Raw genomic sequence first — 26,738 nt, 5'->3', positions numbered from 1 at the left:
GGAGACCGATCAGAAAGGGGAATGCGGGGGCTGACGCGCAGAAGTGAGGGTCAATTTAATTTTCCCTTCTCGGGCGCGTTAGTAAATGTCACCCTCAGCGCCCCGGTCTCGTCATACGCATCGTGCAGTTTCCGCAGGGTGGCAATCTGAAGCTCAGACGGACCGGCGCCTCCAACATTCTCCACTTTCAACGCGCTAGTTCCATCGAGGAGCCTCTGAAGTCCGGAAAGCACCGCTAGCTGAGATTGCTCGAGATCCACCCTTCCTTTTGGGTAATAGATGCCGCGGCGAATCTCCTCCTCCGAATGAGTTCGACCCAGAGCCTTGCCCATGGCCATGAGCAGATCCACGAGCCTGTCATTGCATTTATCGACCCAGGCGATGGCTGTGGCGCGGTCTGCGGTGTCCGGCGGACCATTGTTCAATTCTCCAAACAGCGCCCGCCATCGATCAATAACTGGTTTATCGGACTTCGAGTGGAATTCGATATCGATCTGATTTAGGGCCTGCACATACCCGTCCGATAGGCGGGTGGCCCGATTTGTCATCAGGGCCTCGAAGATGCGGTTTCGACGATCGCTCTTTGATTTAGATCGTTCAATGAATTTCTGCGCTTGGACCGCCAGCACTGGTCCGACAAGCGTCGCAAACACAACAGCCCAGTCGATATTCATAAACTTCCCCCATTGGCCGCATCTATTTGATGCAGCAACCTACAGGCGCGCCAAAGCGTCCCACAAGGGATGATTTTGCGGAATGAGCGCTTAGATGCTGATAAGCCAGTTAGCTCAAATGAGAGCATCCCCTTTCCGGTCGATACACATGGCCGGACTCGGTTAATTCCCGGGGGGAGATGAAGGACACCCCTTCACTGGCGCGCGAAAGCCGCACCCCCGTGGGGCTTGGCAAATCGCTGGATCAGACAGCGACAACCTTACTACTTAGCCTTTTTGGCTTTTGGCCGGGCTAAGGCGCCTTTTTTTATACTGTTTTTGCTTTTTTGACGGCGGCTGGGGGTGGGGCGCCGCAGAACCCCGCCGATTTATGATGGCTTCGATTCGCTCGATCTCCGTATTCAGATCATGGATCGCCTTGATCAGTCTTCGCACTCTCGTTTTACTAGGCCATACACCATCTTGGCCGTAGAAATTGACCTCCTGTTGAACTGTCCAGCGGAGTTCGCTCTTGCCCTCACGCAACATATGGAGCGCCCTAAGCGCGTTTAAGCTAAGGCCGAGTTCATCTTTGAGCGCATCATACTCCACGCTCTGTAGCGCCCCTTCGATTTTCCATTGTTTGTCATTGAAATCGGCCAGCGCCTGCCTGAGACGTACTTCCGCTGGGTGCTCACCCTCCGCTATTTCGTTCAACAAACTAAGGATGCCGCTGGGTGCGAAGTAAATTTCGCGGAGGACATACGAGACGTTGTTCTGAATGCGAACGTCGCGAGATTCAGTTTTGGGCCGAATGTGCTTGAGGCCCCCCACCACGGAAGTCGCGAACTTGAGCATGACAAGCGGGTCGGGAGCCACGCTATTTACCCTTCGCCTTCAGCCCCGCAGACAGTATCCGCTCGCCGTACCGCTTGATCCCCCGTTCAAGTGTGTCGATGGAACGATACGTGCCGATTTCTCGTTTCTTGCCGACCGTACTCCGCATGTTGTTGCGCCGCTCCACCAACTGGAACGCGCCCTCGCTCCCTCGCACCATGAGGGCAAGGTGATTTGCGTACATTCGAACCCTTCGCTCTCGTGTCATTGGTCGCTCATTTCCCCTTTGCCTTCATGCCTAGCGTATCGCGCAGGTGGCGTACTGAGCCTGGACCAAGGTCCTGAAAGCTCAGCAGCATCACATCAGACGCGGATCGCACTTCGCCAACGGTTTCGAGGCCTCCAAACTTTAGCCCGTTTCGGATTCGGGTGGAAAATCGAACGCGTTCAAGAGGCGTTTCGTCGGGCAGTTCAGGTGCTGGATACAGGAAGGCGTTCATTTTCCCTTCGCCTTCAACCCGCTGTCCGGCACGATCGCAAAACCTCCCTCTATGGCGGCCTTGAAGACGTCCTTCAGCCCAGGCTCCGCCATGACCTCGTCGGCGGCGCTAAAGGGTGTAATTTCCTGCCAGCGCGACCGCGGCCTCGCGTCAGGAAGTGCGGTCTCCGACATGGCGTAGGCCAGACGGAGTTCTTGGCCATCTGGCATTCTCTCAACATACTTTCGTAGCCGGTTCACTTCTGTGCTTTCAGCGCCAACGTGCGGGGTTCTGCAGAACCACCCAAATGACGAAGACGAGAGCTACAATAATCCAGATTTGAATTTTCTGTTTGCTGGGCCATTTCCAAATTTTCACTTCGCTTTAGCCTTCAGCCACAGCTCGACCTGCGGGCGAGATTCTAGAGTTTGGGAAACAATCGGTCGCTCGATTTGTCGAGCCGTTGTCAGCACCGGTAGAGATAAGGTGCCCCACGAATTCGCCCGTTAGTTTGTAAATTTTTTGACCGCGGAGGTCATACAGCTTCTGTCCGGATAGGTTGTAAACTTGGTTGGCAATGATGATGGCGACGTACTGTCCTTCGCTGTTGAATATCTTTCCGTCCATCGTCACCTCTCCTTTGGACGATCAGTCCCTTCCTTTTGTCCCCTTCGCCCTCAGCGCTATCTCTACAAGCCGGGAGTTTTCCGCAACCAGAGTGGGCGCGCAAGCGATAAGGCGCGCGAAAGCCGCCATTGCCGATCTCTGTTCATACCCCGAACGGGTTAAGCCGAACGACCGGGCACTAAGCTTTGAACAATCTGACTTGTCAGGCGTCTAATTTGTAGCTTCCAGCCAGAAAGGTGCCCCCCCGACTGCTGGAGGAAAACCCGTATCATTCGGGTTGGCGGCCCCCGGTTGGGGCCGTTTACGCGAGCATTGTTACAAAGCCAATTTTTTATCGACGTGCATTAAATGGAGCACCATGACCGAAGGGCGACGTTTCAAACCAGTCGATCCCCTAGACAAAGTTCTCTTGAAGGAGGCGGAGCGTCGCTGGAGAGAGGCTCGAAGGGCCCTGTTTGGGTCGGCGGATCGCGACAGGCCTGCTCGCGAAGCGCCACTTGCAGAACCGGCCGTTAGCAAAAAGAGGGCTGCTGCGCCCCGTCAGAAAGCTCTGACTAAAGTGTAAGGCCGCCCCAGTTGGCGGCCTGCCTGAGCCGTGGATAAGGCGGCCCCAGCGCGATTGGCACGGCTTGTGCGGCACTAGCGGCGTAAAACCCCGTCCGAGGCAGTCGCTTCCTCGGACGGGGTTTAGGGTTTAATGGAGGCAAATCTATCAAACCCGACGCTCTCCCGGCGCCGATCATGAGGTTAACGGCCGGTCCGTTTGGGGCAAAGGCATTTCGGGAAAACTTGGTAGTACTCACAATGGAACAAGTAAGCGCCAAGCGGGACAGTCCCGGCTAAAGGCCATATGGTGTAACGCCCGTGTGGCCTTAGTCTTATGCGAGCCCTAAAAGCGTTTGATTGTCGGAAACAGGTTTGATCAGCTTCAGATTATTCAGTACCAGTGCCCGGTCGATCGAACGCTCGGCTTCAGACACGGCCTCAGCCTTGGTTGCCGCCTGTCCTCGGATCTCAATCCCGCGAAGCGAAGCCGACCATTTCCAAGTTGCCGTCCGAGGCCCCTGACCGATTGTAAATTCAACGTCGCGGTATTTCATTACTTCGCTTCGGCTCCAGACCGCCACACCTGCCCAGCCATGATGCTCATGTCGTTGGTTTTCTTTCATAGGGAGTCGACGCCATTTCCCGCCCAGCCCGCCGTTCGTATTCAAAGGCGAGTTCGATTAGCTTGGCGGCCGTTTCCGCATTGCCAATCGACCGCGCGATCCTCCGGCATCGCTCGGCTTCTTTTACCAGGGTTGTGGCTTCACTACTCATAAGGTTTGAAAACAAGCTATTCGCCGATTAGTTCGCATGGCGTTTTTGGAGCAATAAAAAAAACCGTCGGGGGTGAACGGAATCGATCCCCATTCGCGCAAGCCTACTTGGCTTCACTGTCGTCGTGGCTTTGGGGACGCTTTCTCATTAAGCCTTGTACCACCCGCAGCCAAGCGGCTCGTTCGACCTCGCTAGGTGCGCGCTCTGCTTCTCTTTGAGCCTCAGCCGCTTTTGTTCTGTATTCGTCGTCGCGCGTCATGGGGTGACAATGCAGGTCGCGCTGGATTTGTTTCAAAGTCCCGGCGGCCTTGCTCGTTATGGTAAAACCGGGCCAGCTTTCGGGCACCCTGCCATAGCTCGACGTCGTGACCGTCCACTAACTGCTTGGCATGTTCTTTGGCTGTGTTTTCGTCCCTGCAGATTAGGTCAACGCGGTGCTGGATATGCTCGTCCCGGCCGATCAGGTAAGCGCGGTACTCTTGCATCTGCTGTCCCCTGGGATAGCGAATCGCTCGACATGGCTTAAACCTACCGCAACTTTTTAGGCCACGGTGATTAAAGCTCAAGCCGCTTCGCCGTCGGCAGCGGCCATGGCGGCGCGCTGCGTTCGCCGCGTTCCCATCGGGCGTATTTCTCGGCAGTCCATGCGGCTTCATGGCGCCAGTTGTCGAACTCCTCTGGTGTTCGCTTTGGAAGGTATTCGGCCCAGGCGGCAAGGAAGGCTGCGCGCGCGTCCTCATAGGTCGCGGCTGCTCCGGATCGGTGGTCGCGTCCGGCGCCGTTAACGCTGAAACCGCAGTCCCAGGTCCAATAGGTGAAGCCCCTTAGCCCCTCCGCTTTGGCTATCGTCCCAACACGCACATCGTCATACCAAAGGTGCCATGTCTCGCTAGGAGCCTCAGGAAAGCGGCGCCGCGTCAACTGGGGCTTATCGCCATCCATCAGGAGAACGCATCCTTGGCCCGCAGCATGGCGGGAGAGGCGGGGTTTTTGACTTTCACCCAGTTAGGTGACCGGCCCGGCCGGTACGGTCGATCGTCCAACTTGGACACAAGGCCCTCGAGTCCCATGAGGCAGGCGTGCCGGAAGAGCTCGGGCCCGATCTCGCCGCGCTCGAAGTCGGAGATGAAGATGCCGTCGACACGCCGCGCCAGCAACCGGGCGAGGTTGGTCTTCCTCATGGTGAGGGGCAGCTTCCGGATGTCATCGCCGTCCGTTACCAGCATGTCGAAGGCGTAGAACTGCACCTCGTCATTGTGCTTCCGGGAATGCAGGCCGTCGAAGTCGGAGATGCCGTCGAACGCCGAGCAGCACGGCCTCTCCGTCCAGCACAAACGAGGTCGACCGGATGCGCAGCGCGGCCTCTGTGATCAGCGGGTACTTGTCGCTCCAGTCATAGCCGTTCCGGGTGAACAGCCGAACCCGCTTGCCGTCGCGGTGCACGATCAGCCGGTAGCCATCATGTTTCACCTCGTGCAGCCACGCCTTGGAAGTCGGGACCTTGGTGGCGCGGGTCGGGATGCAGGCTTCGAAGGCACTGGTACGCATGACGGCTAAATAGGGCAGGCGCCATGAAATGCGAGTCCAGACAGAGCCCGCCGGTTTACCGGTTACGAGGGTTTCGCCCGTCCGTTTGTTCCCCAGCGCGGTCGGCGGCCTTCTGCAACATGCCGCCGAGGTCGCTTGCCTGCGCTGGCGTCAGGATCAGTTGTAGCGCGCCGGAAGGCGAATCTCCGCTGTCGCCATCATGTTCGAGCCGAAGGCCGATCGCGGTTTCCTCGGCGATAAGGATCGAGAACCCCAACAGGGGCTGCATCCTGATGTCTCCAACCTCATCCTTCTCCCAGCGGTCGATTTCCATGTGACCTCCTGGTCGTCATGCAGCACTGGTACGCATCAGCCTGAGATAGGAAAGGGCTGTGGAAACGCGAGTCCGCGAAACCTCGCAAAATGATGCCCCAATTGATGCCCGGGGGCGTGTTTGAGCGTAAATAGTCCTATGAAAAACGTCCGTTAAGTGACGGTTTGAACTAAATAAATCGACGTTCTTCCAGCTGAGTCTTTGCTTCTACATAGTATATCGACCCGGCGCTTGCGAGCCATTGCAGGATCGCGGAAATCCTCGTAACCAGCCGTCTTCTGACGGGAATTGAGCATGATCGACCGCAAAAACGGGCTCACTTACGCCGATTCGGGCGTGGATATCGATGCGGGCAATCGCCTCGTCGATCTCATCAAGCCGATGGTGCGTGCCACCGCCCGCGCCGGCGCCGACGCCGAAATCGGTGGCTTTGGCGGGCTGTTCGACCTCAAGGCGGCTGGGTTCAAGGATCCGGTGCTGGTGGCCGCGACCGACGGCGTCGGTACCAAGGTCAAGATCGCGATCGAAACCGGCCTGCATGGCGGAATCGGCATCGACCTGGTGGCGATGTCGGTCAACGACCTCGTGGTGCAGGGCGCCGAACCGCTGTTCTTCCTCGACTATTTCGCCTGCGGCAAGCTCGATCCGGAAGCTGCGGCGGCCATCGTGGCCGGCGTCGCCGAGGGCTGCCGGGAGTCCGGCTGCGCCCTGATCGGCGGCGAGACGGCGGAAATGCCCGGCCTCTACAAGGACGGCGATTACGACCTCGCAGGCTTTGCCGTGGGGGCTGCCGAACGCGGCACGCTGCTGCCGAGCAGCGATATCGCGATTGGCGACGCCGTGATTGGTCTTGCCTCCTCGGGCGTGCATTCCAACGGCTTCTCTCTGGTCCGCAAAATCGTTGAGAATTCCGGCCTTGGCTTCGACGCCCCGGCGCCGTTCTCGCCCGTGATGACGCTCGGCGGTGCGCTGCTGGCGCCGACGCGGCTCTATGTGAAATCCTGCCTGCGCGCGATCCGCGAAACCGGCGCCATCAAGGGCCTCGCCCACATCACCGGCGGCGGCTTCACCGACAACATTCCGCGCGTGCTGCCCAAGCATCTCGGCGTCGGCATCGATCTGGCGCGTCTGCCGGTATTGCCGGTCTTCAAATGGCTGGCCGAGCAGGGCGGCATCGCCGAGCTCGAATTGTTGCGCACCTTCAACTGCGGCATCGGCATGGTCGCGATCGTCAAGCCGGATGCGGTCGACAGGGTCACCGAAATCTTCACCGAGGGCGGCGAGACTGTCGCCCTGCTCGGCGAAGTGATCGCGGCGGAAGGCGAGCACCGCGTGGTCTATAACGGTCATCTGGACTTGTCGCGGTGACGCCGTGAAGCGCCGCGTCGCCATTCTGATCTCCGGGCGCGGATCGAACATGGCCGCGCTGATCGACGCGGCGAAGCTTGCGGATTTCCCGGCCGAAATCGTCACCGTGATTTCCAACCGCGCCGATGCCGGTGGCCTGGAAAAGGCTGCTGCGAGCGGCATTCCCACGACCGTGATCGAGAGCAAGCCGTTCGGCAAGGACCGCGCCGGCTTCGAGGCTGTCCTGCAGCGGGCGCTGGACGAAAAGAATGTCGAGCTGATTTGCCTTGGCGGGTTCATGCGGCTGTTCACCGCCGAGTTCGTCAAGCGCTGGTACGGCAAGATGCTCAACATCCACCCCTCGCTGCTGCCGTCCTTTCCGGGCCTCGATCCGCACGGCCAGGCGCTCGCGACCGGCGTGAAGATTTCAGGCGCCACCGTGCATTTCGTGATCCCGGAAACCGACGCCGGGCCTATTGTGATGCAGGGCGCGGTCGCGGTGGCCGATGGCGACACCGCCGAGACGCTGGCGCAGCGCATCCTCGGCATCGAGCACCGCATCTATCCCGAGGCGCTGCGGCTGCTCGCCAGCGGCAAGGTCCGCCTCGAAGGCGATATCTGCAGGATTTCGGGACAGGCCGCGCCGGACGGAACCCTGATTTGGCCCCTCCAGGACTAGGCCAGTGCCACCCAGTCCAAGAGCTGTGGCCGCCGAACAACAACGGCTTCTATTCAGTCCCTGGTGAGGCCCGTAAGCGATTGACGCTCTGCACGAACTGAGCGCAAATCCGGGCTTGCCGACCGGCTTGTCGCGCATTTTTCCAGCGGGCGCTTTTTTCGGGAATGGGATTGATGCGCTGCGCATCGCGAGCGGAGAGGATCGGGGGCGGTCGCGCCTTGGCGCGACTGGCGGCGATCGCGTTCGTGCTCGCGTTCGGTGTGTCTTCCGCGCAGGCACAGCTGACGCCGACACCGACCCCCACGCCGACACCGACGGCCTCGCCAACGCCCACACCAACGCCGTCCCCGACGCCGCAGATGATCAACTCAGCGGTGTCGTCGACATCAACCATCACCAATCTCGGCAGCAATTTCCTGGAACGGTTCGGCACCACCAGCGGCTTCAGCCGGATGATGCGGACCAATCCCGGCGGCGGCGGCGCCTCCGAGGCTGCGGAGACGCCGCGCTACCGGACCTGGTTCGAGGGCTATGGCATTTCGGCCAACAACGGTCCGCTCGGGTTTTTCGTCGGCGACAAGCGCAAGACCTGGGGCGGCGTCGCCGGCATCGGCGCGCGTATCGCAACCGGCGTCAATGTCGGCTTCTCCGTCGACCAGAGCCGCACCGACATCGACGTGCCGCTGGCGTTGCAGTCGGCCGGGATCGACCTGACCCAGTTCGGCTTCAACGCCTCCGTCGATGCCGGTCCGTGGACCTGGGCCAGCGTGATCGTGCACGGTTTTGGCAACATCAATTCACGCCGCGATACCGGTTTGGGTTTCGCGACCGCCGGCTACAACGCCAGGCTCGACGGCGTGCTGAGCGAGATCAGCTATTACTGGTCCAAGGACCAGTACCGCATCGTGCCCAAGGGCGCGGTCGAATATGTCCGCGCCCAGACCGGAGCGTTCCAGGAGTTCGGCGGCCTCGATCCGGTGACGGCAACGGGCGCGAGTGTGCAGCGCTTCCGCGTGCTGGTTGGTGCCGAGGTCGGGCATTACTGGATCTTCGACCAGAAGATTTTGGACCTGTCGGCCTATGGCAAGTTCGTCAACAACGTCGTGCAGAATTTCTCCGATACGACGGTGAGCCTCGGCGCCCAGAGCGTGACCTTCCAGGGCATCGGCGAAAGCCAGTACGGCGCGGATGCCGGCGCCTCAGCCTCGCTGAGCCTGACCAACACCGCGCGCCTTTACATCAACTACGACGCCAAATTCCGCGCCGCGATGCAGTCGCACCAGGGCACGTTCGGCGTCGAGTTCAAGTGGTGATGGCTCTTCCCCCTCGCCCCGCGCTTGCGGGGAGAGGGTCGGGGTGAGGGGCTCTATCCGCGCGAGCGGTGGCAGTTGTTAGACCTGTACCCCCTCACCCGGATCGCAAGGGCGATCCAACCTCTCCCCGCAAGCGGGGCGAGGTTGAAGTGAGCAAGGCCCCGCGTCTTAAACCGCCTGATCCCGATCGACCCTGACCACGCGGCCTTTTTCGATCGCAAGCGCCAGCCTGCCGTGCTTCAGCGACAGCGCCGCGTCGCCGAACAATTCGCGGCGCCAGCCATGCAGGGCGGCGACGTCGGCCTTGTCGTCGGCCGCGATCTGTTCGAGATCGTCGACGGTCGCGATCACCTTGCTGGCGACGGCATGGCGCTCCGAGGTCATTCGCAGCAGCACCTTCAGGAGCTCGACGATCGCAGCGCCATTCGAATTGCCGCGCGGCTTTTCGAGCTTCGGCAAGGTCGCAGGATCGCGCGCGATGCCGCGCTGTACGGCGGCGACGATGTCGCTGCCCCATTTGGAGCGGTCGAAACCCTTCGGCAGCGAGCGCAGATTGGCGAGCCGCTCCAGCGAGGTCGGCGCATGGGTGGCGATGTCGCCGACCGCGTCGTCCTTCATCACGCGGCTGCGCGGCACGTCGCGGCTCTGCGCTTCCTGTTCGCGCCAGGCTGCGACTTCCATCAGCACGGCCAATTCCTTGGGCTTGCGCACCCGCGTCTTCAGCCGCTCCCAGGCGCGCTCGGGATGGAAATCATAGGTCTTCGGCGAGGTCAGGACTTCCATCTCTTCGCTGACCCATTCGCTGCGGCCGCGCTTCTTCAAATCGGCGTCCAGCGCCGCGAACACGTCGCGCAGATGGGTGACGTCGGAGACCGCGTAATGCATCTGGTCTGATGTCAGGGGCCGGCGCGACCAGTCGGTGAAGCGGTGCGTCTTGTCCGGGCGGTGGCCGGTGATGCGCTCGACCAGCGCGTCATAGGCGATGCTGTCACCATAGCCGAGCACCATCGCCGCCACTTGGGTGTCGAAGATCGGGTGCGGAATGGTGCCGGACTGGTGCCAGACGATCTCGATGTCCTGCCGCGCGGCATGGAACACCTTCAGGACCGCCTCATTGCCCATCAATTCGAAGAACGGCTTGAGGTCGATGCCCTCGGCCAGCGTGTCGATCACGACGGCTTCGTCCGCGCTCGCCATTTGCACGACGCAGAGCAGGGGATAATAGGTCGTCTCGCGGAGGAACTCCGTGTCGACGGTGATGACCGGGTGCTTGGAGAGGCGATCGCAGGCAGCCGCGAGGTCGGAAGTGGTGGTAATCAGATCCATGAACAGTCCATGACGCTTACGACAGGCGTTCGGCCGAAAGCGCTGGTATGTCAAGGGTCTTTGGGCAAAATTTGGCCCGGAATAGGAGGCAAAGCACCGCTTTCTGCGTGCGCTTTGCGGCAGGACGCGCTTAGGGCGTGTCCTGCAAACCTTGGTTCCGGCCTAGGATGCCGGTTCGAAGCCAGGCTGGCCGGAAGAATTACTCGTAGCGGGCGCGCTTCGACGGCCGGCGCCCGGAGGGTAGCGCGAGCACGACGAGACAGAGCGCTACCATCATCAGCCCGATGAATTCGATGGCAAAGAGGTTCAGCGAAAACCCGTCCACGGCAATCTCTCCCCAGTATGGTCGTTAGAATTGTCGGGAGTGGATTGAGGGGATGTTAATCGAAATGGTTAAGCGCCGGGTCCGTCCGGCAATGGTGGATGGGCGCTTAAGAAGTGGGGTTAACGGGGCGGGCACATATGCAACCGTGGGGCGAAGCGATTTGTCAATGAAGCTGCGCCATGTATGAGCGATGGAGCCGCAGACGGTTACGCGCAGGTCTTATGGGGTTGCCTGAATGAAATGGCTCGGCATTCCGGATCTTTCAAGGCGGGATTCTGAATGTGGCTATCTCGATCGAGCCAGCAGGTATCTCGCACGAGCGCAGCGGTGTGTGGAATGAGCCTTCCATAAGGAAGCGGCAAGGGGAACGCGCTCCTCGACTTCCGCTAACGCCAGCAATCGCAGCAGGCGCATTTGCCGCCGAGCACTGGCCGCTCCCCAGACCACCATCTCATACCGCCTGCATTGGGCCGGCGTGCTCGGCAGCAGCTGTCTCTTCTCGTTCCAAATGCAGGGTGAAATGAAAGGCGGCGCCGCGGGGTTTGTTGGCGTCGGCCCAAATCCGTCCCCCCTGCGCTTCGATGATCGAACGGCAGATGCTCAGTCCCATGCCGAGGCCACTGGACTTGGTCGTGTAGAATGCGTCGAACAGATGCTCAAGGTTCGCCGGATCCAGTCCCGGACCGGTATCCCGCAAGCTGACGCGCACGCCGTTCGAGGCATCCGCGGTCGTGCTGATCAGCAACTCCCGCGACCCCTCGCTGGCGCCGTTCATCGCTTCGATGGCATTGATGATCAGGTTGAGGATCACCTGTTGCAGCTGGACCCGGTCCGCATGAATGAGCGGCAGGCCCTCTGCAAGTTGCGTCCGCACCCAGACGCCGTTCTGCACCGCTTCGCCGCGGGTCAGGGCTATGACCTCAAGGATCGCCTGGTTGATCTCCAGGCTCTCCTTCCGGGGCGGAGCTTTCTTGATGAGGGCCCGGATCCAGCCGATGACTTCGCCGGCACGCTTGCCGTCATCCGTGATCTGACCGAGGATCTGCCGGACCTCGCCGAGGTTCGGTGGCTGAGCGCCTAGCCAGCGCACGGCGGCCTGCGCGTTGAGCACGGTCGCGGCGATCGGCTGGCTGACTTCATGGGCGACCGAGGCCGTGAGCTGCCCCATCGTGGCGACGCGATTGGCGTGGGTGAGTTCCGCCTGCGCGGAGCGCAAGGCCTCTTCGGCCCGCTTACGTTCGGTGATGTGCCGCCCGACGCCGCGGTAGCCGACGAAGCTCCCCCTCTCGTCGAACATCGGCAGCCCCGAGACGGATACGTAACGCTTGCTGCCGTCGGGGGCAGGGCGCGCGAGTTCGAAGTCACGGAACGGCAGGTGGGCATCGAGCGTCTGCCGGTGCTTGCGCCAGGCCTCTGCGTCGGGCTCCAGGTAAGGCACCTCCCAGCGCGTCTTTCCGATCTCGGCGCCCCACGCCGGCGCGTCGGCAAGGTTCTCGGCGAACTCCTGGTGCGTAAAGCGATGCTGCGCGTCGGTCTCCCAGTACACGTCGAAGGAGAATTGCACGAGGGTGCGAAAGCGCTCCTCGCTCTGCCGCAGCGCCTCTTCCGCCCGCTTGCGCTCGGTCAGATCGAGGACAAAGCCAACACCTTGATTTGTACCTTCCTCGAACATCGCCCCGCCGATCAGCACGGGGACGCGGCTTCCGTCCTTCCGCAAGTACTCTTTCTCGAACGGTTGGGCCGTCCCGATCCGCTTCAGCTCCGCCACGGTTCGCGCGTCGCGGTCGCGCCATTCCGGCGGTGTCAGGGATGTCCGGTGCAGGTGACCCGCGGTGAGATCCTCCTGGTCGTATCCCACCATGCGGAGGAACTCGTCATTGGCCTCAAGAATGCGCCCGTCGACTTCCCAGATGATGATCCCGATGATGTTGGCGTCGACCAGGCGCCGGATCTTCCTGTCGCGCTGTTCGATATCGCTCTGGAGCTGGACGTTCTCCTCGGTCGCTTTTCGCCGCCGTCTCGCTTCGAACCGTGCGAGCGCCAGCGCTGCTGCCGCCAGGACCGCGACAACGACGACAGCCGTAGCGATCAGCCAGGCTTTGCGTTGTTCGAGTGCCTTGGCGCGCCTCTCCTGATCCACGCGCAGGAAGCGCTCGTGGTCCACCATCTGGTCGATTTGCGATCGGATCTCGTCCAGGCTGCGGATCATCGCCAGCGCTGCCGGCCCGGAGCTGGTTCGGGCTGTGTTGACGATGTCGTCGATCTCGCGGAGCTTTGCTGCAACGGTCAGCGCCAGATGTCCGGCACGATGGTTCTGCAATGGATCGCCCGCTACCAGAGCCTGGAGCGCATGGGCGTCCCGGCGCACGCTTTCGTCGGAGACGCCGTAGGCCTTGAGATAGGAGGGGTCCAGAGTCAGCAGATACCCGCGCCTTTGGGCCTCCACGTCGGCGATGACTGCCCGCAGCCGATCCAGCGTCTCGAGCACCTGGCGACCACGCTCGGACAGGAGATCTGCCGCTTGTCGCTCCTGCCAATATCTGAAGCCGAGAAACCCGGTCGCGACAACCACAGTTAGAAGAACCGCGACCACCAGCGCCAGCGGACGAGCAAACCACCGAGAGGACTGGCTCAGAGTGACTGACATTGGCCTGGTCTTCGATGCTCGCGTGAGCGATTATTTTCTGATGCCGACGCAGAACATTGCTAGTATAATGAAGATATTGCCGCAGTCTGCGGTGTGAGACGGGAACCGGCAAGCTCCACCGTGCAGATTACACGCAAGGAGCCAGCACGTCACGGGTAAGGCCCGCCCGCGTGTTGTGAAGGCCGATCCCCCGGCAGGAGCAACCACATGGCTCCAAACCACATGGCTCCAAACCACTTGCCTCCAGACCACCTGGCTCCAAACCACTTGGCTCCAAACCACTTGGCTCCAGGTGAAACGTTTCCGAGCAGTCCAAGCTCGGCCAGCCGGCGGAGCTTCGTCAAAGGATTGGGCGCGGCGGGGGCGACATTGCCGGCCCTCGCCATGCTGCCGCGGTGGGGTTTTGCGGAGGATGCCGCCGCGGGCTATGCCAAGGCTGCGATCGATTGGAAGCAATTTGCGGGGCAGACGATCACGCTCGCGGGCGCAATCCATCCCTGGTCGAACGCGATCACGCCGCTCTTGTGGGACTTCACCAAGCTCACCGGCATCACCGTCTCCACCGACTTCCGGTTGGAGACCACCTATCTGGGCGCGCTGCCGATACAGCTCAACCGTGGCAGCAGCACCCCTGACGTCTTCATGTTCACGACCTATGGCCAGGGCATCTCCGCAGGATGGCTCGAGCCGCTGAACGGTTATTATTCCGACAAGTCGCTGACCGATCTCGGCTGGTATGACGAAGGCGATCTTCTCAAGACAGCCAGAGCCTTTCCGCTGTGGTCGGACCGCGAACGCTACGCCGTCCCGATCACCTCCGAAGCGGTGACCTTGTTCGTCAACGGCGATGCACTGGCAGCCAAGAACCTGCCGGTTCCCAAGACCTTCGAAGATCTGCTTGTCACCGCCAAGGCGGTCAAGGGCAATGAGATGTCGGGGATCGCCATGCGGGCGCAAGCCGGTGGCAATTCGTCCGTGCCGGCGATGAGCTTCCTGTTCTCTTATGGAGGGCACATGGTCAAGGACGGCAAGGCCGCTTTCGCGAGCCCCGAGGCGATCGCGGCCATCGAGATGTATGGGCAGTTACTCAGCCAGGCCGGGCCTGTCGGCATCGGCAGCTACGAATGGTACCACGTGCTGGACGACTTCCTGCAAGGAAAGACGGCGATCGCCATCGACAGCAGCAACTTCGCGACCGACATCTCCAATCCCGCCAAGAGCCGCGTCTCGAGGCAGGCTGTGTTTGCAGCCTTTCCGCATCCGGCCGGTCAGGCCCCCATCCCCTTCATGTCGCACTGGCAGGCGTGCATCAATTCCAAATCGCGAAACAAGCGGGCAGCTTTCCTGTTCCTGCTGTGGGCGACAAGCAAGGCGACCTCGCTGCAGACCGCAGCGGCGGGGCTCGCGACGACACGCCTGTCGGCCTGGTCGAGCGATGGCTTCAAGAAAGCGTTCGGCGCGCAGGCCGCCGCAGCGGCGCTGACCAACCTGCAAAATGCCGACGTCGACCGCGCGAAGGCTGTACTTTTCCATCCGCAATCGAGACCCATCCTGGACGCCTTCATGATCGGCGTGAATGAAGTCGTCTCGGGAGCGAAATCGGCGAAGATTGCCATGACCGCCGCCGCCGAGAAGGCCAATGCGGTGATACGCGGATAGTCGTGCCGCTCGCCGTCAATCCGTTCCGCCGTGAAAACTGTCCATCCAGTACCGCGTCTGCGCGTCGGTCCAACCGGGAACAGCATAGCCCTTGGTGGCAGCAACAGGTTGCGCCGAACGTGACTGGCCCGCATGCGGTTTGGCGTGCTGCACCCTTGCGGCGTTGGCAGAAGCGCAGAGGGCGATCAAAAGGCCCAAGGCCAGAACAGCGCGCATTACATTTGCTCCAGGCAAACCCGTATTGTGCGAGGTAATGCGCGGGCCGAGCCATCGCAATCCGTAGCGGTTTCACGATTCTGTGGCGTTTGCGCCAAAACAGGTTGCGCCCCATCGCTGGCGGCCAATTCCACGCACCGACTTGAGTGTGATGTCCGACACAGCGGCCGGTCGCGCCGCGGATTATCAATCTCTTACGAGTGGCGGGGACAGTCCTTCCACCGCCAACGGGAGAGACTGATATGACCAAGCTGAATACTGAAGCGCGCGAACTGAATGCTGTCGAACTCGACTCCGTCTCGGGCGGATTCATCTGGATCCCGGTCGTCGTGGTTGCCTTCGCCACCGGCACCGCGATCCGCATGGGCATCGATGCGGTGGTCGACAAGGTCACCAAGTAAAAGTCCTGCAGCGCCTTTCGGAGATGTTTCTTCGGAAGGCGCGCAGCAAGCAGCCCGCATGAACGCCGCGACATACGGGATCGGTGTTTGCTGACGGTTGCTCTCGCGCCCTCGACGGGAATCTACGGCATCACTTGACGCCACGGTCCCGGAAGCCGTCACACCATCAGGTCGTGCGGCGCATGAAAAGCGACGGCGCTCGACAACGGCTCGAAAGCGAAACTGAAATTGTCATCAGCGGGAAGTCCTGACAGCGATGGCGCAAGCGTTTGTGCTCCCGCTGGCGTCGCCACTTGTCCGTCGCTTTGGCTGATGGCCGCCTGGGTAAAATCCACATCAAGGGGATCGATGAGGTTTGACCCGCCAAAGCTGGAAATCTCGTTGTTGAACTGGAATGAGTCGCCGGCGGCCGACGTCTTGAAGTCGAATCCGTCGCTGGTGCCGTAGATAGTGATCTTCACCACCTGCGCGGTGCCGTCGATGGTGGTGACCGCAAAGCTGTCGCAAAGGGTGTCGCAGCTATTGAGCGCGTCCACGGTGCAGTTGGCGTTGTCGAGCGTGTAGGTCCACACGCCGGCCGCGGTCATGGTGAAGCTGCCATAGCCGCCCGCGCTCGCTTCCGGCCAGCAAACCGGCGTGAAGGCATTGGACGCATTGTCGACGTCGGTGCTCGTGAGCGTACCGCACGCGACCGGCTTGCCTTGATCGTCACAAGCAGCCTCGACCACACATCCGGCGGTGGTGCCGTAGATGACGGCCGGGTCGTTGGCGCCCTGGATGGTGACCTTCACCACCTGGGCGGTACCGTCGATGGTCGTGACCGTGAAGCTGTCGCAAAGGGTGTCGCAGCTGTTGAGCGCCTGCACGGTGCAGTTCGAATTGTCGAGCGTGTAGGTCCACACCCCCGCCGCCGTCATGGTGAAGCTGCCGTAGCCGCTCGCGCTCGCCTCCGGCCAGCAAACCGGCGTGAAGGTATCGGGCGTATTGTCGACGTCGGTGCTGGTGAGCGTGCCGCACGCGACCGGGGTGCCGTAGTCATGACAAGCGGCCTCGACCACGCTTCCGGCGGTGGCACCGGAAATGACGGCCGGGTCGTTGGCGCCCTGGATGGTGACCTTCACCACCTGGGCGGTACCGTCGATGGTTGTGACCGTGAAGCTGTCGCAGAGCGTGTCGCAGCTATTGAGCGCCTGCACCGCGCCGTTGGTGTCGTCGACCGTGTAGGTCCACTTGCCATCCGCCGTCATGGTGAAGGTGCCATAGCCGCCTGCGCTCGCAGTCGGCTCGTCGACGGCCGTAAAGGTATTGGGCGTATTGTCGATGTCGGTGTTGGTGAGTGTGCCGCACGCGGTCGATTTCCCGTGTTCATGGTGCCCAGCCTCGGTCACCGACCCGGTGGTGGTGCCGTAGATGATGGCCGCGTCGTTCGCTCCCTGGATCTCGACCGTCACCACCTGCGGTGTGCCGTCGATGGTGGTCACGATGAAGGTGTCGATCAGCGTCTTCCCGACGTTGAGCGCCTGCACCGCGTGGTCGCAATCGTCGACTGCGTAGGTCCACACGCCGCCCGCGGTCAACGTGTAGGTGCCATGGCCGCCCGTGCTCTCGGTCGGCGAGTCGACCGGCGTGAAGCTGTTCGGCGTGTTGTCGACATCGGCGGCCGTCAGCGTGCCGGTCGCGCCCGGCGTGCTGCGCCCGGCGCTGCCCGCCTCGATGACCGCGCCGGCCGTGGCGCCGGAAATGACGGCCGCGTCATTGGCGCCCTGGATGGTGACCGTGATCAATTTGGCGGTGCCGTCGACGGTGGTCACGGTGAAGGTGTCGGTCAGTGTGCCGCCGACATTGAGCGCCTGCACCGCGGCGTTGGTTTCGTCGAGCGTGTAGGTCCACACGCCATGCTCCGTTATGGCGAAGCTGCCGTAGCCGCCCGCGCTTGCAGTAGGCGTCTCGATCGCCGTGAAGGTATCGTGTGGATTGTCGACGTCGGTGTTGGTGAGCGTGCCGCTCACGGTCGGCGTGCCCAGCGCGCGGTTGGCGACGCCGCTGGCCTCGACCGTTGAACCGGTCGCGGCACCGGAAATAATCGCCGCGTCGTTGGCGCCGTTGATGGCGATCGTGAAGTTCTGACTGGCTGCGAGCGCGCCCTCAGACACCGTGACGGTGAAGCTCGTGGTCGTGGGCTGGGTCAGGGCATTGATCGCGTGACTGTCCGGAACGAAAGTGTAATCGCCGGTCGTGCTGTTGACGTAAAGCGTGCCGTAGGGGCCCGTCTGCGAGACATCGAATGTCTCCCCATCCAGTACCGTGCTGCCGGCGGTCCCACCGCTGATGCCGTAAGTCAGTGTGGCGCCGTTGGAACTGCTGGCAACGAACGTGCCGCTCGTCGCAGTGAAGGTGTCAAACGCCGAGGTGTCGATTTCGGTCGGCCCTGTCACGGCATTCAGCGTCGGTGGGTCAGGCGGCCGGGCTGCGATAATAATTTGGGTGGAAGGGAAGCTGGGCACCGGCAGCGGCTGGAAAGACCCCCCCGCGGGGGAGGGGACGTCAGTCTCGATAAAGTTGATCGGTTGCACCGGCAGCCGATCCACCAAAGGAGGTGTGCTCGACCCGGATGACTCCATGCCTTTCGCAAGGGTGGCGAGCGCTTCCTGCTGCGCTGCCTGCAACTCCGCCATTCGCGAGGAGGAATTTGTGACCTTGCTGATATTGATCGAGGATCCTTCGACGCGCAGGACGATTGTCTCGCCGGGATCCTCGACGAAGAAGTGCCGCGGGATCGGCTCCTTCGTCACAAGCTCGAAGCTTCCGTGCTCCAGATCCTTGTAGGTTATGCTGCCGTCATCCAGGAAAACGACATTCGGGTCCGCGGCTCCGGCTTCCTTCATCGTCGCGAAGGTCAGCGCTGTGAGCCACAGCATGCCGAACCGGGCGTGGGTGCGGCCCGAAATGCCGGGAAATGGTCTGTCGGATTGAGGGCAATCGCTCTTTGTCCCCTGGCCGGCGGGGCGGCCATGGGCTTCCGTTTGAACATTGCCGATGACGCGGGAAAGCCGCTCCGCTGCCGCGTTACGATCATCCCCGGTTCCGGCGTGGGACCCTGTGAACATGAGTTCCGTCCCGGCCTGCCGCTGCCTGTTGCAATCAGGTCAACATATTTGGCGCGGTCAGCCAAAGACTGACCGTCGAAATCTCCTGTGCCAAAATAGCGCAATCCAGTGGGAGAGATTGTGAAAGTCTTCACAAAGCCGGCGACGCAAAAGGAGTACTCCTTTTGGGGGAGGTGGCGCGGAGCGGCCGGTCCGGCATAATATCCAATCGCATCCATTTTTGCCCTGGCCGGCGGTTCAAGGAACCGGTGCGGTCGCACGAACGAGACTTGCTCGGGAAGGGCCGATCATGTGCAACCATAAGATTGCCGTCTTGCTGACAGGCTTGGCTCTGACGATCGCCGGATCTTTGCCGGGTCCGGCTCAGGCGCAACCCGGTCCTGCGGTGCCCGCGGTTCAGGATGTCGCGTCCAAACCGATCGGGAAAGTCGTTGTCGCGACAGGTTCGGTCACCATCGAACGTGCCGGTGCGACCGTCATTCAGGTTCGTGCCGACGCTCAAGCAGCGCAGGCGAAGGTCGGAGATGTCGTCTATGAGGGCGACGTGGTCGCGACCGGCGCCGACGGCCGGGTCGGCATCAGCTTTACGGATGGCACCGCGTTCAATCTGTCGAGCAACGCGCGCATGGCCTTGAGCGAGTTCGTGTATGACCCGAACGGGAAGAACAACAAGACCCTGCTCAGTCTGACCAAGGGAACCTTCACATTTGTTGCCGGCCACGTCGCGAAGACCGGCGATATGAAGGTCGATACCCCCGTCGCGACAATGGGGATTCGAGGCACCACGCCACACGTCGAGATGTCGGACGACGGGACATTCAGGTTTTCCACCCTCATTGAAGAGGGCAAGAGCAAGGTCATGCGAAAGCCCGGGAGACCGGCGGCGGCGCCATCCGAACCAACGCCTCCCGGATCAAATCTGAAAATCTGTCGGGGGTGCTAGGCGGTCGACCGCACATCCCCTTATTCCAGGACCCGGAAGCCTGACATGGAATCCAGCGCAAGCGCGCGTATTGTCCTCGGCCTGGCGCCGATCCTCGCCTTGCTGCTGTTGGGATCACCGGCGGCGGCACAGAACCCGAAGAACAGCACCTATCTCGAGAATCTCGAGCTGTGCAACGGTACGCATCGCCCGTCGCTCGAGCGTCGGATCAATGCTTGCACGGCGCTTATCGGATCGGGTCAACTCACGACGGCCTCCTTGGCTGTTGCCCATAACAACCGTGGCAATGCCTATGCCTCAAAGGGCGACTACGATCGCGCCATCCCTAATTTCAATGAAGCGATCAAGCTCAATCCAGCCGATGCCAAGCCGTTCAACAACCGTGGTGCAATGTACTTGAAAAAGGGCGAATACGACCTCGCCATCCAATCTCTCGATCAGGCGATCAAGCTCAATCCCAACTACGGCAGGGCCTTCGCCAACCGTGCGGGAATCTACCTGAAGAAGCACGAGTACGATCGCGCGGCGCGGGACTATGACGAGGCGGTTCGCCTTCAGCCCGATCTGGCAGCCGGATGGAGCGGGCGGTGCTGGACACGTGCTGTCCTCGGGCCGTTGGAAACCGCGCTGGCGGACTGCAACAAGGCGCTTCAGTCGGGACCCAGCAATGCCGAAACGTTCGACTCGCGCGGGCTGGTTCATCTGAAGATGGGCCAGCTCGACGCGGCGATCGATGATTATGATTCTGCGCTGCGAACCGAGCCGAAGCTGGCGAGCGCGCTCTATGGGCGCGGGCTCGCCAAGCTCAGGAAGGGCGACAAGGCCGGCAGCGATAGCGATATCTCGGCGGCCAGGACAATCCAGGCCAGCATCGGCGATCACTTCACGCGCTATGGGGTGGAGTAGCGACGAAGCAGCTGGAACCTCGGGCGAGGACGCATCCCGGCGCCCCGAGCTGCCCAAAAAAGGGAAAAATCAAGATTATCTGCAGCTCATCTGAATGCCGGCTCGAAGCTTGGAAAGCCGGTTTGGGCCATGGTGGCCAGCATGAAACGAAGAGATTTCATAACGCTTGTCGGTGCTGCGATGGCTTGGCCGGTCGCCGCACTGGCTCATGATCCGACAAGGGTCTATCGCATTTTCTGGGTTTCCACCGGGTCCCAGCCCGATCCGTTCCTCGACGGGTTCCGCGAAGGATTGCGCGCGCGGGGCTATGTCGAGGGCAAGAACCTTGCCCTGGAACTGCACTATGCGCCCGGCAATCCGCAGGCGCTGCGCGAGGTGATATCGAACGTCCGGCGCGGCAACGTCGACCTTGCCGTGTCGAGTGGCCCTGCGACCCGCGCGCTGACGGAGGTAACGGATGTTCCGGTCCTGTTTGCGCTGAGCGGCGACCCGGTGGCGCTCGGCCTCGTCAAGAGTCTCGGGGAACCGGGCGGCAATTTCACCGGCTCGACCTTCCTGTCGCTTGATGTGGCAGGAAAGCGGGTGGAGCTGCTGAAGGAAATCTTTCCGAGCCTGCGCACCCTGGCGATACTTTCGAACAGTCTTCATCCGGGAGAACAGTCGGAGTGGCGCGCGACCCAGGACGCCGCCCGGCAGCTCGGCATCACGCTGCTCTATGTTCCCTTTGCCGGCGCGAACGAGCTGGACCACGCGCTTGGACTGGTGGGCGACGCGCATCCGGACGGGGTGCTCGTCTTTCCCGATGTTCTCACGCTGGTGCACCGGGCCAAGATCGCCCAACTCGCCATCAAGCATCGGCTGCCTTCGATGTTCGGATGGAGCGAGTATTGCGACGCGGGCGGGCTTATCAGCTATGGCGCGAACCAGCGCGCGACCTATTTCGCGCTTGCGACCTACGCCGACCGGATCCTGCGCGGCGAAAACCCCGCCACGCTTCCTGTTGTGCAACCCACCAAATTCGAGCTGGTCGTCAATCTCAGGACGGCTGAACAGCTCGGCATCGACCTGGACAAATCCTCCATCCTGTTTCGCGCCAACAAGGTGATCGAATGAGGCCGGCACATCTCATCGTGACGTGCAGCTCCAGTTGCCGGGCGCCGCCAGCGTGACCCGGCCGCGGCGCTCCCTGTTCGTCAAATACTTCGTCACACTGTTTGTCGCAGTGGTGGTGCCGCTCACGCTTGGCTCCGTGATCGAGGCCTGGTTCTCCTTTCGCGACCATCGCCTTCATCTCAATGAGGTGCTTCAGATCGAGGCCCGCGCTGCAGCCGACCGGATCCAGACCTTTACCGATGGCATACGCGATCAGCTCGGCTGGCTCGTGCAGTTTCCCTGGACCCAGGGCGAGGACGACCGGCGCAGGGTCGACGGGCTGCGGCTGCTGCAGCAGGTGCCGGCGATCGTTTCGGTGTCGCTGGTTGACCCGACCGGCACCGAACGCGTGTTCGTATCGAGGATGAGCCTGAACCGGACCGGTCGGGGTACGGACATGTCTGATGATCCCGCGGTGGTGGGGGCGCGAGCGAACCGGGTCTGGTACGGTCCTGTGCGATACCAGCGCGATTCAGAGCCCTACATGCGGATCGCCGTCGCGGGAAACCGCGCGGCCGCCGGAATTGTCGTTGCCGACATCAATTTGAAACTGATCTGGGATGTCATCGCGGCGATCAAGATCGGCAGCACCGGCCACGCCCTTGTCGTCGATGACGGAGGACGCCTGATTGCTCACCCGGACATCAGCCTGGTGCTGCGCAGTGGCGCCGGGTCAGGCGAGTTCAGCCGGCTCAAATCGGTTGTGTCAGCTGCCAATGGATCGGCGGTGGTCACCACAGGCGATGACGGGAGAGATTTCGTCGCGCTCTCGGTACCGGCCGCGAATGTGGGTTGGACCGTGATTGCCCAGCAGCCGATCGTCGAGGCGTTCGAATCCATGCGCGCGACGGTGTGGCGTTGCCTCATGTTCATCGCCATCGGAACCGTTTTTGCGCTTGTGCTCGCCTATTGGCGTGCCTCCCGCATGTGGGTGCCGATCCGCAAGCTCGAGGAGGGCGCTGAACGGATCGGGATGGGACAGCTCGATCATCGCATCGCGATCGAAAGCCGTGACGAGCTGGAGCAATTGGCGGTCCGATTCAACCAGATGGCGGAGGAGCTCGGGGCATCACAGCAGAAATCCGAGCGCATCAATCGCCTGAAGCAATTCCTTGCCCCACAGGTCGCCGAACTGGTGGAACACTCCGATCCGCGGCTGCTGGATGGACAGCGGCGTGACGTGGTTGCGATTTTCGGCGATCTGCGCGGCTTCACCGCGTTTACCGCCCGTGCCGAGCCCGAGGCCATTCTGGCCGTACTGAGGGAATATTATGAAGCCATCGGCGCCGTGACCGCACGCCATGCCGCCACCCTCATCCGCTTCGCCGGTGACGGCGTGATGGTTCTCGTCAACGCGCCGGTCGCGTGCGCGGACCCGGCGCATTGCGGTGTTCGGCTGGCAATCGACATGCAGGCTGCGGTGCAATCCCTTGCCAACAACTGGTCCGCCGGTGGTTGCACCGTGGGCTTCGGCGTGGGCATCGCGATGGGACCCGCGACCGTCGGTACCCTCGGCTATCACGGGCGCCTCGACTACACGGCGATCGGAAACGTCGTCAACCTGGCATCGCGGCTTTGCAGTCTGGCTGACGACGCCGAGATACTGGTCGACCCCGTTGTCACCGAACAGGTGAGGGATCGCATCCCGCTGGCCTCGATCGGAAAGCAGCCCATCAAGGGTTACGATCAAGCGCTAGAGGTGTTTGCCGTCGTTCGCAGTGATCCATCCGTCCGCCGTCTTGGTTGTCAACGCGAGCCTGCCTGCGTTCCATCCGTCGCAGCGGGATTTGGCAGAACCGTGCCGGAGCTCTCTTCGACCGATGGGCGATGAATTCGATCTTGGCGCCGCATCACGGCGGCGTTGCTGGAAGGGCTGCGGAAGGCTGGCTTGAAGTAGCATTCCATGCGCTGTACTGGCGGAGGCCGCCTGCCGCCGCTGGGTTGGCTGAGCGACGGCCTTAACTCAAGCGTGACCACCAGAAGGGCACGAGGATCGTGATGGATCTTGGTTAACAAAACAGCAAGGCTGCTGTCCTAAGATGTAACTACTCGCTTATGGGGGCCGGAATGACCGAATACGTCATCACGGAAGTTGGCCATCATCAATGGCTCGTGTTTGCGGATAGGCAGAGCATTGCTTTTTGCGCCAACGAAAACGAGGCGGTGAAAGCAATGACCGAACATAGCGCACGCAGCCGTCAATCACGTGGGTCTGCGGCAAAATTCGCCAGAACAAAGCCCGCCGTCGTGAACCAGCGGGCTTGATTCACCCGACTCTTAGATTTTCCGCGGACGTCTTGCCCCGGTTGCTCATTTCTTCATAGCTCACCTTGGCACCCTCATTGAGGCTGCTCAGGCCGGCTTTCTCAACAGCTGAAATGTGGACGAAAACATCCTTGCCGCCGCCGTCGGGTTGGATAAACCCGTACCCTTTGGTTGCATTAAACCACTTCACTGTCCCTATCGCCACTTCAGTATCTCCCGCTAATGAAAAGGTGGGATTCAAAGACGCGCGATTCGTTGGCCAAGCTGGTGGCACGTTGGTGGCAAAAAGCGGGCGCTATGACGATTTTGCGACGGCCTTGCCCTAGGCGTTACGAGATCATTACCGTCTGAGCCTTCGCGCGTGCGAGGCCAGCCGCCGCCGGTTGCGCTTCCTGATCAATCGGCGCCGGCGCTTCATGACGGCTGCCTCTCGTCGTGCCAGCGCTCGTAGGAGAGGACCTTGAAGTCCCGCCGCATCTTGGCCTGCTGCGTGACGGCAAAGGTGGAGAGTTCCAGCGCGCGAAAGCCAGCCCGAGCTTACAGGCGTGCTCAAACATCTGGCCGATCACGTCCATTGTGGTGCCATACAAATGGGCAGCTTGAGATTAACCAACGCTAATCTACCCTAGAAATTGGAGCACCCGGTGGCGCGTGTGCTGGCTTACGGCCAGCCCAAGGGTAGGCATGGAAAATGGCCTTAGACCCGGAAGAGCTTGTTGCCCTGGCCAATCACGGCATCATGAAACTTCGTTCCGCAGTGGCGCGAGGGATGATGTTGCCCCCCGAAGAGCGCGATGCGGCGGCGATAATCGTCCGAAAAGGCGCCCTGGCACAGTCGACCCTCGATTTCGAGCAGATCAAGCAGCTTGCGGCGCGGTGGAAGCAGGAGGAGCAGCCCGCACCTTCCAGCCAGGCCACCCCGTGCCATCGATGAAGAAGGATCATGTCCGAAAGCTTTTGGCCGTCTTGCTGATCAGCGGATTGGACCAGTCATAGTCGGTGTCGCGGGTCGTGGAGATAAACGGGCCACTTTAGAGCGTGCCATGGAGCGTTACCTCCTAAGAAGGGGCGTTTTAGCCGGGACTTGGATGGTGTGGGACCGGCTGAAGCGCGGTCCCGCGACTAGGGATGATCGTGAGCTCATTCGGCTGTCGCGAGAAGAAGCTGATGCTGAATTTGCGAGATTGATTGGGCGGGGTGACCGCGATGCCCCCGAGCCATCGGCTACACCTAAGCCATCGGCTAAGTGGGTAATAAGGTATGGCGGGCTGACGATTGAATGCCGTGACGAGCACGATGCTAAGAAGGTGGCGGGCGATCTCTACAGGAAGGGGCATCGCGTTTCTGCCAGGAGATGCAAACCCGAGCGGTCTATCGAGCCAAATCAAATGCGCGGTTGGCTCTCGGAAAAGCTCCCGACAAAGGTTAAGCATAAGCACCACTAGCCTAACTCCTGGACATTTTCCAAAATCCGCCGAAAATCGGGGCCCGGGGCACGGCACATGTGTCGCAGATTAGATGCCACCCACTCCGCTATTTGACATGGTCAAGATCAATCTGAGAGTGATCATCGTCAGGCTCGACTTCGCCTAAGGTGTTGCGAGGTCCGGTATGGGTCATTCGCGTCGTTTGACCGGACCACGGCGACTTCCGGTCTACCCCGGTGAACGGACATTCTCAGGATAGGCGGGCACGTCTCAAAGGTGCCAGAAGCAGACCCGAGCCGACTGACTACCGTCGGTCGCGCGGCGCACCGAGAGCGACCGATGGGACCGTCAGATTGGCCTGAAATCGCAAATTTATGGCTCGCAATCACAAGACCCGACGACCGACCTCGCGATAGGCATTCCATCTCGTGGGGACCCGAGACGGATGGCTCGCTTTTACTTTCACAAGCACCAAGATGGAAGACTATCAGAAGACCACAAAGGGCGTGTGTTTCCCGACGAACAAGCTGCGTGTCGTCATGCCTTGCGTGAGGTTGCTGCCGTTATAGGCCGGATCGCTCAAACCGAAAACTAAAATGGAACGTATGTCGGCGTCGAGGTGAACGACGGCGAGAATACGCGTTGTATTGTAAGGGCGTTTATTGTCGTCGAACATCCTCGTTGAGTCGACGCTGGTTCCCGGCGTTTGCTGCATGTCCGGGTTGGGTCAATCGCGTCGGTTTGACCCTACGTCGACTACTTCCGGCTTCCATCCAACACCGGCCATACCGTGGCACTTAGGTCGTTTGCGCTGAGGCCGCACCACTTGCCCGCTGCTTCGCCAGCCGCGTGCGACAAATCAACCCGACGGGCAAATCAGTTCCGATATTCGGAAGTCGTGTCAAGTCCAAAATTTCCGAAAATCGAAATATTTCACTTCCCTTCCACCCCAAATCACCTGCACATCAATAGCCATCCCGTCCCACTCAGAGGGGCGTCGGCCGTCGTCATGACGAGGGGCGGGGATGCGGTGGACGTTGACGTTGCGATTGACGGTCGCGGCGGATGCGTACGGTGAAAGCGTGTGGTCCTGGCGCCCGTAACGGCGTCAAGTCTTTCGGAAGCCAACGCTTCCGAGGGGCGACGGTGGCAATAGAGGCCGTCTCACCGGGGAGAGCGCGTCATAAGCCGTAAAGCCATTGCGCAGGGAATGTCGGATGTTCTCCGCTGCCCTGTATGCTCATGTGC

General features: G+C 61.3%; 30 protein-coding genes. 12 read left to right on the top strand and 18 right to left on the bottom strand.

The window, feature by feature from the left end; translation table 11 throughout:
* Window positions 1–50: 50 nt before the first annotated feature.
* From JQ575_RS29940 to JQ575_RS29895, 11 genes are all read right to left on the bottom strand, one after another.
* Window positions 51–674, bottom strand: coding sequence for a DUF6680 family protein (locus JQ575_RS29940; protein WP_212036789.1), 624 nt, complete (start codon window positions 672–674; stop codon window positions 51–53).
* Window positions 675–941: 267 nt separating this feature from the next.
* Window positions 942–1,532 carry a hypothetical protein gene (locus JQ575_RS29935; protein WP_212036788.1) on the bottom strand — a complete coding sequence of 197 codons (591 nt, stop codon included), beginning with the start codon at window positions 1,530–1,532 and terminating at the stop codon, window positions 942–944.
* Window position 1,533: 1 nt separating this feature from the next.
* Entirely contained in the window at window positions 1,534–1,734 is a 201-nt protein-coding gene (locus JQ575_RS29930; protein WP_212036787.1) for a hypothetical protein, read from the bottom strand.
* Window positions 1,735–1,765: 31 nt separating this feature from the next.
* Window positions 1,766–1,990 carry a DNA-directed RNA polymerase subunit alpha C-terminal domain-containing protein gene (locus tag JQ575_RS29925; protein ID WP_212036786.1) on the bottom strand — a complete coding sequence of 75 codons (225 nt, stop codon included), beginning with the start codon at window positions 1,988–1,990 and terminating at the stop codon, window positions 1,766–1,768.
* The gene (locus JQ575_RS29920; protein ID WP_212036785.1) at window positions 1,987–2,199 is read right to left on the bottom strand and encodes a hypothetical protein; all 213 of its coding nucleotides are present in this window, start codon (window positions 2,197–2,199) and stop codon (window positions 1,987–1,989) included. The genes JQ575_RS29925 and JQ575_RS29920 overlap by 4 nt, the downstream gene beginning before the upstream one ends.
* A 154-nt stretch (window positions 2,200–2,353) precedes the next feature.
* On the bottom strand, window positions 2,354–2,596 hold the full coding sequence (locus tag JQ575_RS29915; RefSeq protein WP_249166976.1) for a hypothetical protein: 243 nt from the start codon (window positions 2,594–2,596) through the stop codon (window positions 2,354–2,356).
* An 878-nt stretch (window positions 2,597–3,474) separates the two neighbouring features.
* Entirely contained in the window at window positions 3,475–3,696 is a 222-nt protein-coding gene (locus JQ575_RS29910) for a hypothetical protein (RefSeq protein ID WP_212036784.1), read from the bottom strand.
* 775 nt (window positions 3,697–4,471) lie between these two features.
* Window positions 4,472–4,858, bottom strand: coding sequence for a hypothetical protein (locus JQ575_RS29905; protein ID WP_212036783.1), 387 nt, complete (start codon window positions 4,856–4,858; stop codon window positions 4,472–4,474).
* Window positions 4,858–5,163 carry a hypothetical protein gene (locus JQ575_RS46200; protein ID WP_312016048.1) on the bottom strand — a complete coding sequence of 102 codons (306 nt, stop codon included), beginning with the start codon at window positions 5,161–5,163 and terminating at the stop codon, window positions 4,858–4,860. Before JQ575_RS46200 ends, JQ575_RS29905 begins: the two co-directional genes overlap by 1 nt.
* Before the next feature lie 4 nt (window positions 5,164–5,167).
* Complete coding sequence (locus tag JQ575_RS46195) at window positions 5,168–5,464, bottom strand: hypothetical protein (protein WP_312016047.1); 297 nt, start codon at window positions 5,462–5,464, stop codon at window positions 5,168–5,170.
* A 55-nt stretch (window positions 5,465–5,519) separates the two neighbouring features.
* Window positions 5,520–5,777, bottom strand: coding sequence for a hypothetical protein (locus JQ575_RS29895; protein ID WP_212036782.1), 258 nt, complete (start codon window positions 5,775–5,777; stop codon window positions 5,520–5,522).
* A gap of 294 nt (window positions 5,778–6,071) precedes the next feature.
* Here JQ575_RS29895 and purM point away from each other — a divergent pair, with 294 nt between their 5' ends.
* Both purM and purN read left to right on the top strand, forming a co-directional pair.
* A complete protein-coding gene (gene purM / locus JQ575_RS29890; RefSeq protein ID WP_212036781.1) occupies window positions 6,072–7,145 on the top strand; it encodes a phosphoribosylformylglycinamidine cyclo-ligase in 1,074 nt (357 codons plus the stop codon).
* A gap of 4 nt (window positions 7,146–7,149) precedes the next feature.
* Window positions 7,150–7,803 carry a phosphoribosylglycinamide formyltransferase gene (gene purN, locus JQ575_RS29885; protein ID WP_212036780.1) on the top strand — a complete coding sequence of 218 codons (654 nt, stop codon included), beginning with the start codon at window positions 7,150–7,152 and terminating at the stop codon, window positions 7,801–7,803.
* 49 nt (window positions 7,804–7,852) lie between these two features.
* On the opposite strand, the gene JQ575_RS46615 is transcribed toward purN, so the two are convergent.
* Window positions 7,853–8,197: a hypothetical protein gene (locus JQ575_RS46615; protein ID WP_409364836.1), complete on the bottom strand. Its 345-nt coding sequence runs from the start codon at window positions 8,195–8,197 to the stop codon at window positions 7,853–7,855.
* Between JQ575_RS46615 and JQ575_RS29880 the strand changes: the two genes are divergently transcribed.
* Entirely contained in the window at window positions 8,178–9,116 is a 939-nt protein-coding gene (locus JQ575_RS29880; RefSeq protein ID WP_409364835.1) for an autotransporter outer membrane beta-barrel domain-containing protein, read from the top strand. The genes JQ575_RS46615 and JQ575_RS29880 overlap by 20 nt on opposite strands.
* 168 nt (window positions 9,117–9,284) lie before the next feature.
* Here JQ575_RS29880 and rnd read toward each other — a convergent pair whose 3' ends face one another.
* The 3 genes from rnd to JQ575_RS29870 form a co-directional block, all read right to left on the bottom strand.
* Entirely contained in the window at window positions 9,285–10,442 is a 1,158-nt protein-coding gene (gene rnd, locus JQ575_RS29875; protein WP_212036778.1) for a ribonuclease D, read from the bottom strand.
* Window positions 10,443–10,641: 199 nt separating this feature from the next.
* Window positions 10,642–10,767, bottom strand: coding sequence for a hypothetical protein (locus JQ575_RS45815; RefSeq protein ID WP_283842658.1), 126 nt, complete (start codon window positions 10,765–10,767; stop codon window positions 10,642–10,644).
* 451 nt (window positions 10,768–11,218) lie between these two features.
* Window positions 11,219–13,414 carry a PAS domain S-box protein gene (locus tag JQ575_RS29870; protein WP_212036777.1) on the bottom strand — a complete coding sequence of 732 codons (2,196 nt, stop codon included), beginning with the start codon at window positions 13,412–13,414 and terminating at the stop codon, window positions 11,219–11,221.
* A 369-nt stretch (window positions 13,415–13,783) separates the two neighbouring features.
* On the opposite strand from JQ575_RS29870, the gene JQ575_RS29865 reads away from it, so the two are divergent.
* Complete coding sequence (locus tag JQ575_RS29865) at window positions 13,784–15,073, top strand: ABC transporter substrate-binding protein (protein WP_249166975.1); 1,290 nt, start codon at window positions 13,784–13,786, stop codon at window positions 15,071–15,073.
* Window positions 15,074–15,088: 15 nt separating this feature from the next.
* Here the strand turns inward: JQ575_RS29865 and JQ575_RS29860 are convergent, their stop codons facing one another.
* Window positions 15,089–15,289, bottom strand: a complete 201-nt coding sequence (locus JQ575_RS29860) for a hypothetical protein (protein ID WP_212036776.1) — start codon at window positions 15,287–15,289, stop codon at window positions 15,089–15,091.
* A 242-nt stretch (window positions 15,290–15,531) separates the two neighbouring features.
* On the opposite strand from JQ575_RS29860, the gene JQ575_RS29855 reads away from it, so the two are divergent.
* Window positions 15,532–15,690 carry a hypothetical protein gene (locus tag JQ575_RS29855; protein ID WP_212036775.1) on the top strand — a complete coding sequence of 53 codons (159 nt, stop codon included), beginning with the start codon at window positions 15,532–15,534 and terminating at the stop codon, window positions 15,688–15,690.
* Between the two features lie 158 nt (window positions 15,691–15,848).
* On the opposite strand, the gene JQ575_RS29850 is transcribed toward JQ575_RS29855, so the two are convergent.
* Window positions 15,849–18,482 (bottom strand): VCBS domain-containing protein, encoded by a 2,634-nt coding sequence (locus JQ575_RS29850; protein WP_212036774.1) that lies wholly within the window; start codon window positions 18,480–18,482, stop codon window positions 15,849–15,851.
* Between the two features lie 604 nt (window positions 18,483–19,086).
* Here JQ575_RS29850 and JQ575_RS29845 point away from each other — a divergent pair.
* The 5 genes from JQ575_RS29845 to JQ575_RS29825 all read left to right on the top strand — a co-directional run bounded on the left by JQ575_RS29845 (window position 19,087) and on the right by JQ575_RS29825 (window position 24,063).
* Window positions 19,087–19,740, top strand: coding sequence for a FecR domain-containing protein (locus JQ575_RS29845; RefSeq protein WP_212036773.1), 654 nt, complete (start codon window positions 19,087–19,089; stop codon window positions 19,738–19,740).
* Window positions 19,741–19,785: 45 nt separating this feature from the next.
* Window positions 19,786–20,646: a tetratricopeptide repeat protein gene (locus JQ575_RS29840; RefSeq protein ID WP_212036772.1), complete on the top strand. Its 861-nt coding sequence runs from the start codon at window positions 19,786–19,788 to the stop codon at window positions 20,644–20,646.
* A gap of 141 nt (window positions 20,647–20,787) precedes the next feature.
* Window positions 20,788–21,759: an ABC transporter substrate-binding protein gene (locus JQ575_RS29835; protein WP_212036771.1), complete on the top strand. Its 972-nt coding sequence runs from the start codon at window positions 20,788–20,790 to the stop codon at window positions 21,757–21,759.
* 52 nt (window positions 21,760–21,811) lie between these two features.
* Window positions 21,812–23,629 carry an adenylate/guanylate cyclase domain-containing protein gene (locus JQ575_RS29830; RefSeq protein ID WP_312016046.1) on the top strand — a complete coding sequence of 606 codons (1,818 nt, stop codon included), beginning with the start codon at window positions 21,812–21,814 and terminating at the stop codon, window positions 23,627–23,629.
* Between the two features lie 236 nt (window positions 23,630–23,865).
* On the top strand, window positions 23,866–24,063 hold the full coding sequence (locus JQ575_RS29825) for a hypothetical protein (protein ID WP_212036770.1): 198 nt from the start codon (window positions 23,866–23,868) through the stop codon (window positions 24,061–24,063).
* 1 nt (window position 24,064) lies between these two features.
* Here the strand turns inward: JQ575_RS29825 and JQ575_RS29820 are convergent, their stop codons facing one another.
* The gene (locus tag JQ575_RS29820; protein ID WP_192738421.1) at window positions 24,065–24,268 is read right to left on the bottom strand and encodes a cold-shock protein; all 204 of its coding nucleotides are present in this window, start codon (window positions 24,266–24,268) and stop codon (window positions 24,065–24,067) included.
* 486 nt (window positions 24,269–24,754) lie between these two features.
* On the opposite strand from JQ575_RS29820, the gene JQ575_RS29815 reads away from it, so the two are divergent.
* Window positions 24,755–24,997, top strand: coding sequence for a hypothetical protein (locus tag JQ575_RS29815; RefSeq protein WP_212036769.1), 243 nt, complete (start codon window positions 24,755–24,757; stop codon window positions 24,995–24,997).
* A 938-nt stretch (window positions 24,998–25,935) separates the two neighbouring features.
* On the top strand, window positions 25,936–26,085 hold the full coding sequence (locus JQ575_RS46610; RefSeq protein WP_409364834.1) for a DUF6894 family protein: 150 nt from the start codon (window positions 25,936–25,938) through the stop codon (window positions 26,083–26,085).
* Window positions 26,086–26,738: the final 653 nt, after the last annotated feature.

The organism is Bradyrhizobium sp. JYMT SZCCT0428, assembly GCF_018131075.1.
Classification (GTDB): domain Bacteria; phylum Pseudomonadota; class Alphaproteobacteria; order Rhizobiales; family Xanthobacteraceae; genus Bradyrhizobium.
Note: the sequence above shows the minus strand (reverse complement) of the source record. Positions and strands in the feature narration are given on the sequence as shown.

Bases quoted from the DNA above. Each gene is read 5' to 3' on its own strand.
- JQ575_RS29905 (WP_212036783.1), bottom strand. From the start codon at position 4,858: ATGGATGGCGATAAGCCCCAGTTGACGCGGCGCCGCTTTCCTGAGGCT.
- rnd (WP_212036778.1), bottom strand. From the start codon at position 10,442: ATGGATCTGATTACCACCACTTCCGACCTCGCGGCTGCCTGCGATCGC.
- JQ575_RS29840 (WP_212036772.1), top strand. From the start codon at position 19,786: ATGGAATCCAGCGCAAGCGCGCGTATTGTCCTCGGCCTGGCGCCGATC.
- JQ575_RS29925 (WP_212036786.1), bottom strand. From the start codon at position 1,990: ATGAACGCCTTCCTGTATCCAGCACCTGAACTGCCCGACGAAACGCCT.
- JQ575_RS29835 (WP_212036771.1), top strand. From the start codon at position 20,788: ATGAAACGAAGAGATTTCATAACGCTTGTCGGTGCTGCGATGGCTTGG.
- JQ575_RS29860 (WP_212036776.1), bottom strand. From the start codon at position 15,289: ATGCGCGCTGTTCTGGCCTTGGGCCTTTTGATCGCCCTCTGCGCTTCT.
- JQ575_RS29845 (WP_212036773.1), top strand. From the start codon at position 19,087: ATGTGCAACCATAAGATTGCCGTCTTGCTGACAGGCTTGGCTCTGACG.
- JQ575_RS29930 (WP_212036787.1), bottom strand. From the start codon at position 1,734: ATGTACGCAAATCACCTTGCCCTCATGGTGCGAGGGAGCGAGGGCGCG.
- JQ575_RS29920 (WP_212036785.1), bottom strand. From the start codon at position 2,199: ATGCCAGATGGCCAAGAACTCCGTCTGGCCTACGCCATGTCGGAGACC.
- purM (WP_212036781.1), top strand. From the start codon at position 6,072: ATGATCGACCGCAAAAACGGGCTCACTTACGCCGATTCGGGCGTGGAT.
- JQ575_RS29815 (WP_212036769.1), top strand. From the start codon at position 24,755: ATGGCCTTAGACCCGGAAGAGCTTGTTGCCCTGGCCAATCACGGCATC.
- JQ575_RS46195 (WP_312016047.1), bottom strand. From the start codon at position 5,464: ATGCGTACCAGTGCCTTCGAAGCCTGCATCCCGACCCGCGCCACCAAG.
- JQ575_RS29895 (WP_212036782.1), bottom strand. From the start codon at position 5,777: ATGGAAATCGACCGCTGGGAGAAGGATGAGGTTGGAGACATCAGGATG.
- JQ575_RS29940 (WP_212036789.1), bottom strand. From the start codon at position 674: ATGAATATCGACTGGGCTGTTGTGTTTGCGACGCTTGTCGGACCAGTG.
- JQ575_RS29855 (WP_212036775.1), top strand. From the start codon at position 15,532: ATGACCAAGCTGAATACTGAAGCGCGCGAACTGAATGCTGTCGAACTC.
- JQ575_RS46615 (WP_409364836.1), bottom strand. From the start codon at position 8,197: ATGGTTGATGTCGACGACACCGCTGAGTTGATCATCTGCGGCGTCGGG.
- JQ575_RS29825 (WP_212036770.1), top strand. From the start codon at position 23,866: ATGACCGAATACGTCATCACGGAAGTTGGCCATCATCAATGGCTCGTG.
- JQ575_RS29915 (WP_249166976.1), bottom strand. From the start codon at position 2,596: ATGGACGGAAAGATATTCAACAGCGAAGGACAGTACGTCGCCATCATC.
- JQ575_RS29870 (WP_212036777.1), bottom strand. From the start codon at position 13,414: ATGTCAGTCACTCTGAGCCAGTCCTCTCGGTGGTTTGCTCGTCCGCTG.
- JQ575_RS46610 (WP_409364834.1), top strand. From the start codon at position 25,936: ATGGCTCGCTTTTACTTTCACAAGCACCAAGATGGAAGACTATCAGAA.
- JQ575_RS29910 (WP_212036784.1), bottom strand. From the start codon at position 3,696: ATGAAATACCGCGACGTTGAATTTACAATCGGTCAGGGGCCTCGGACG.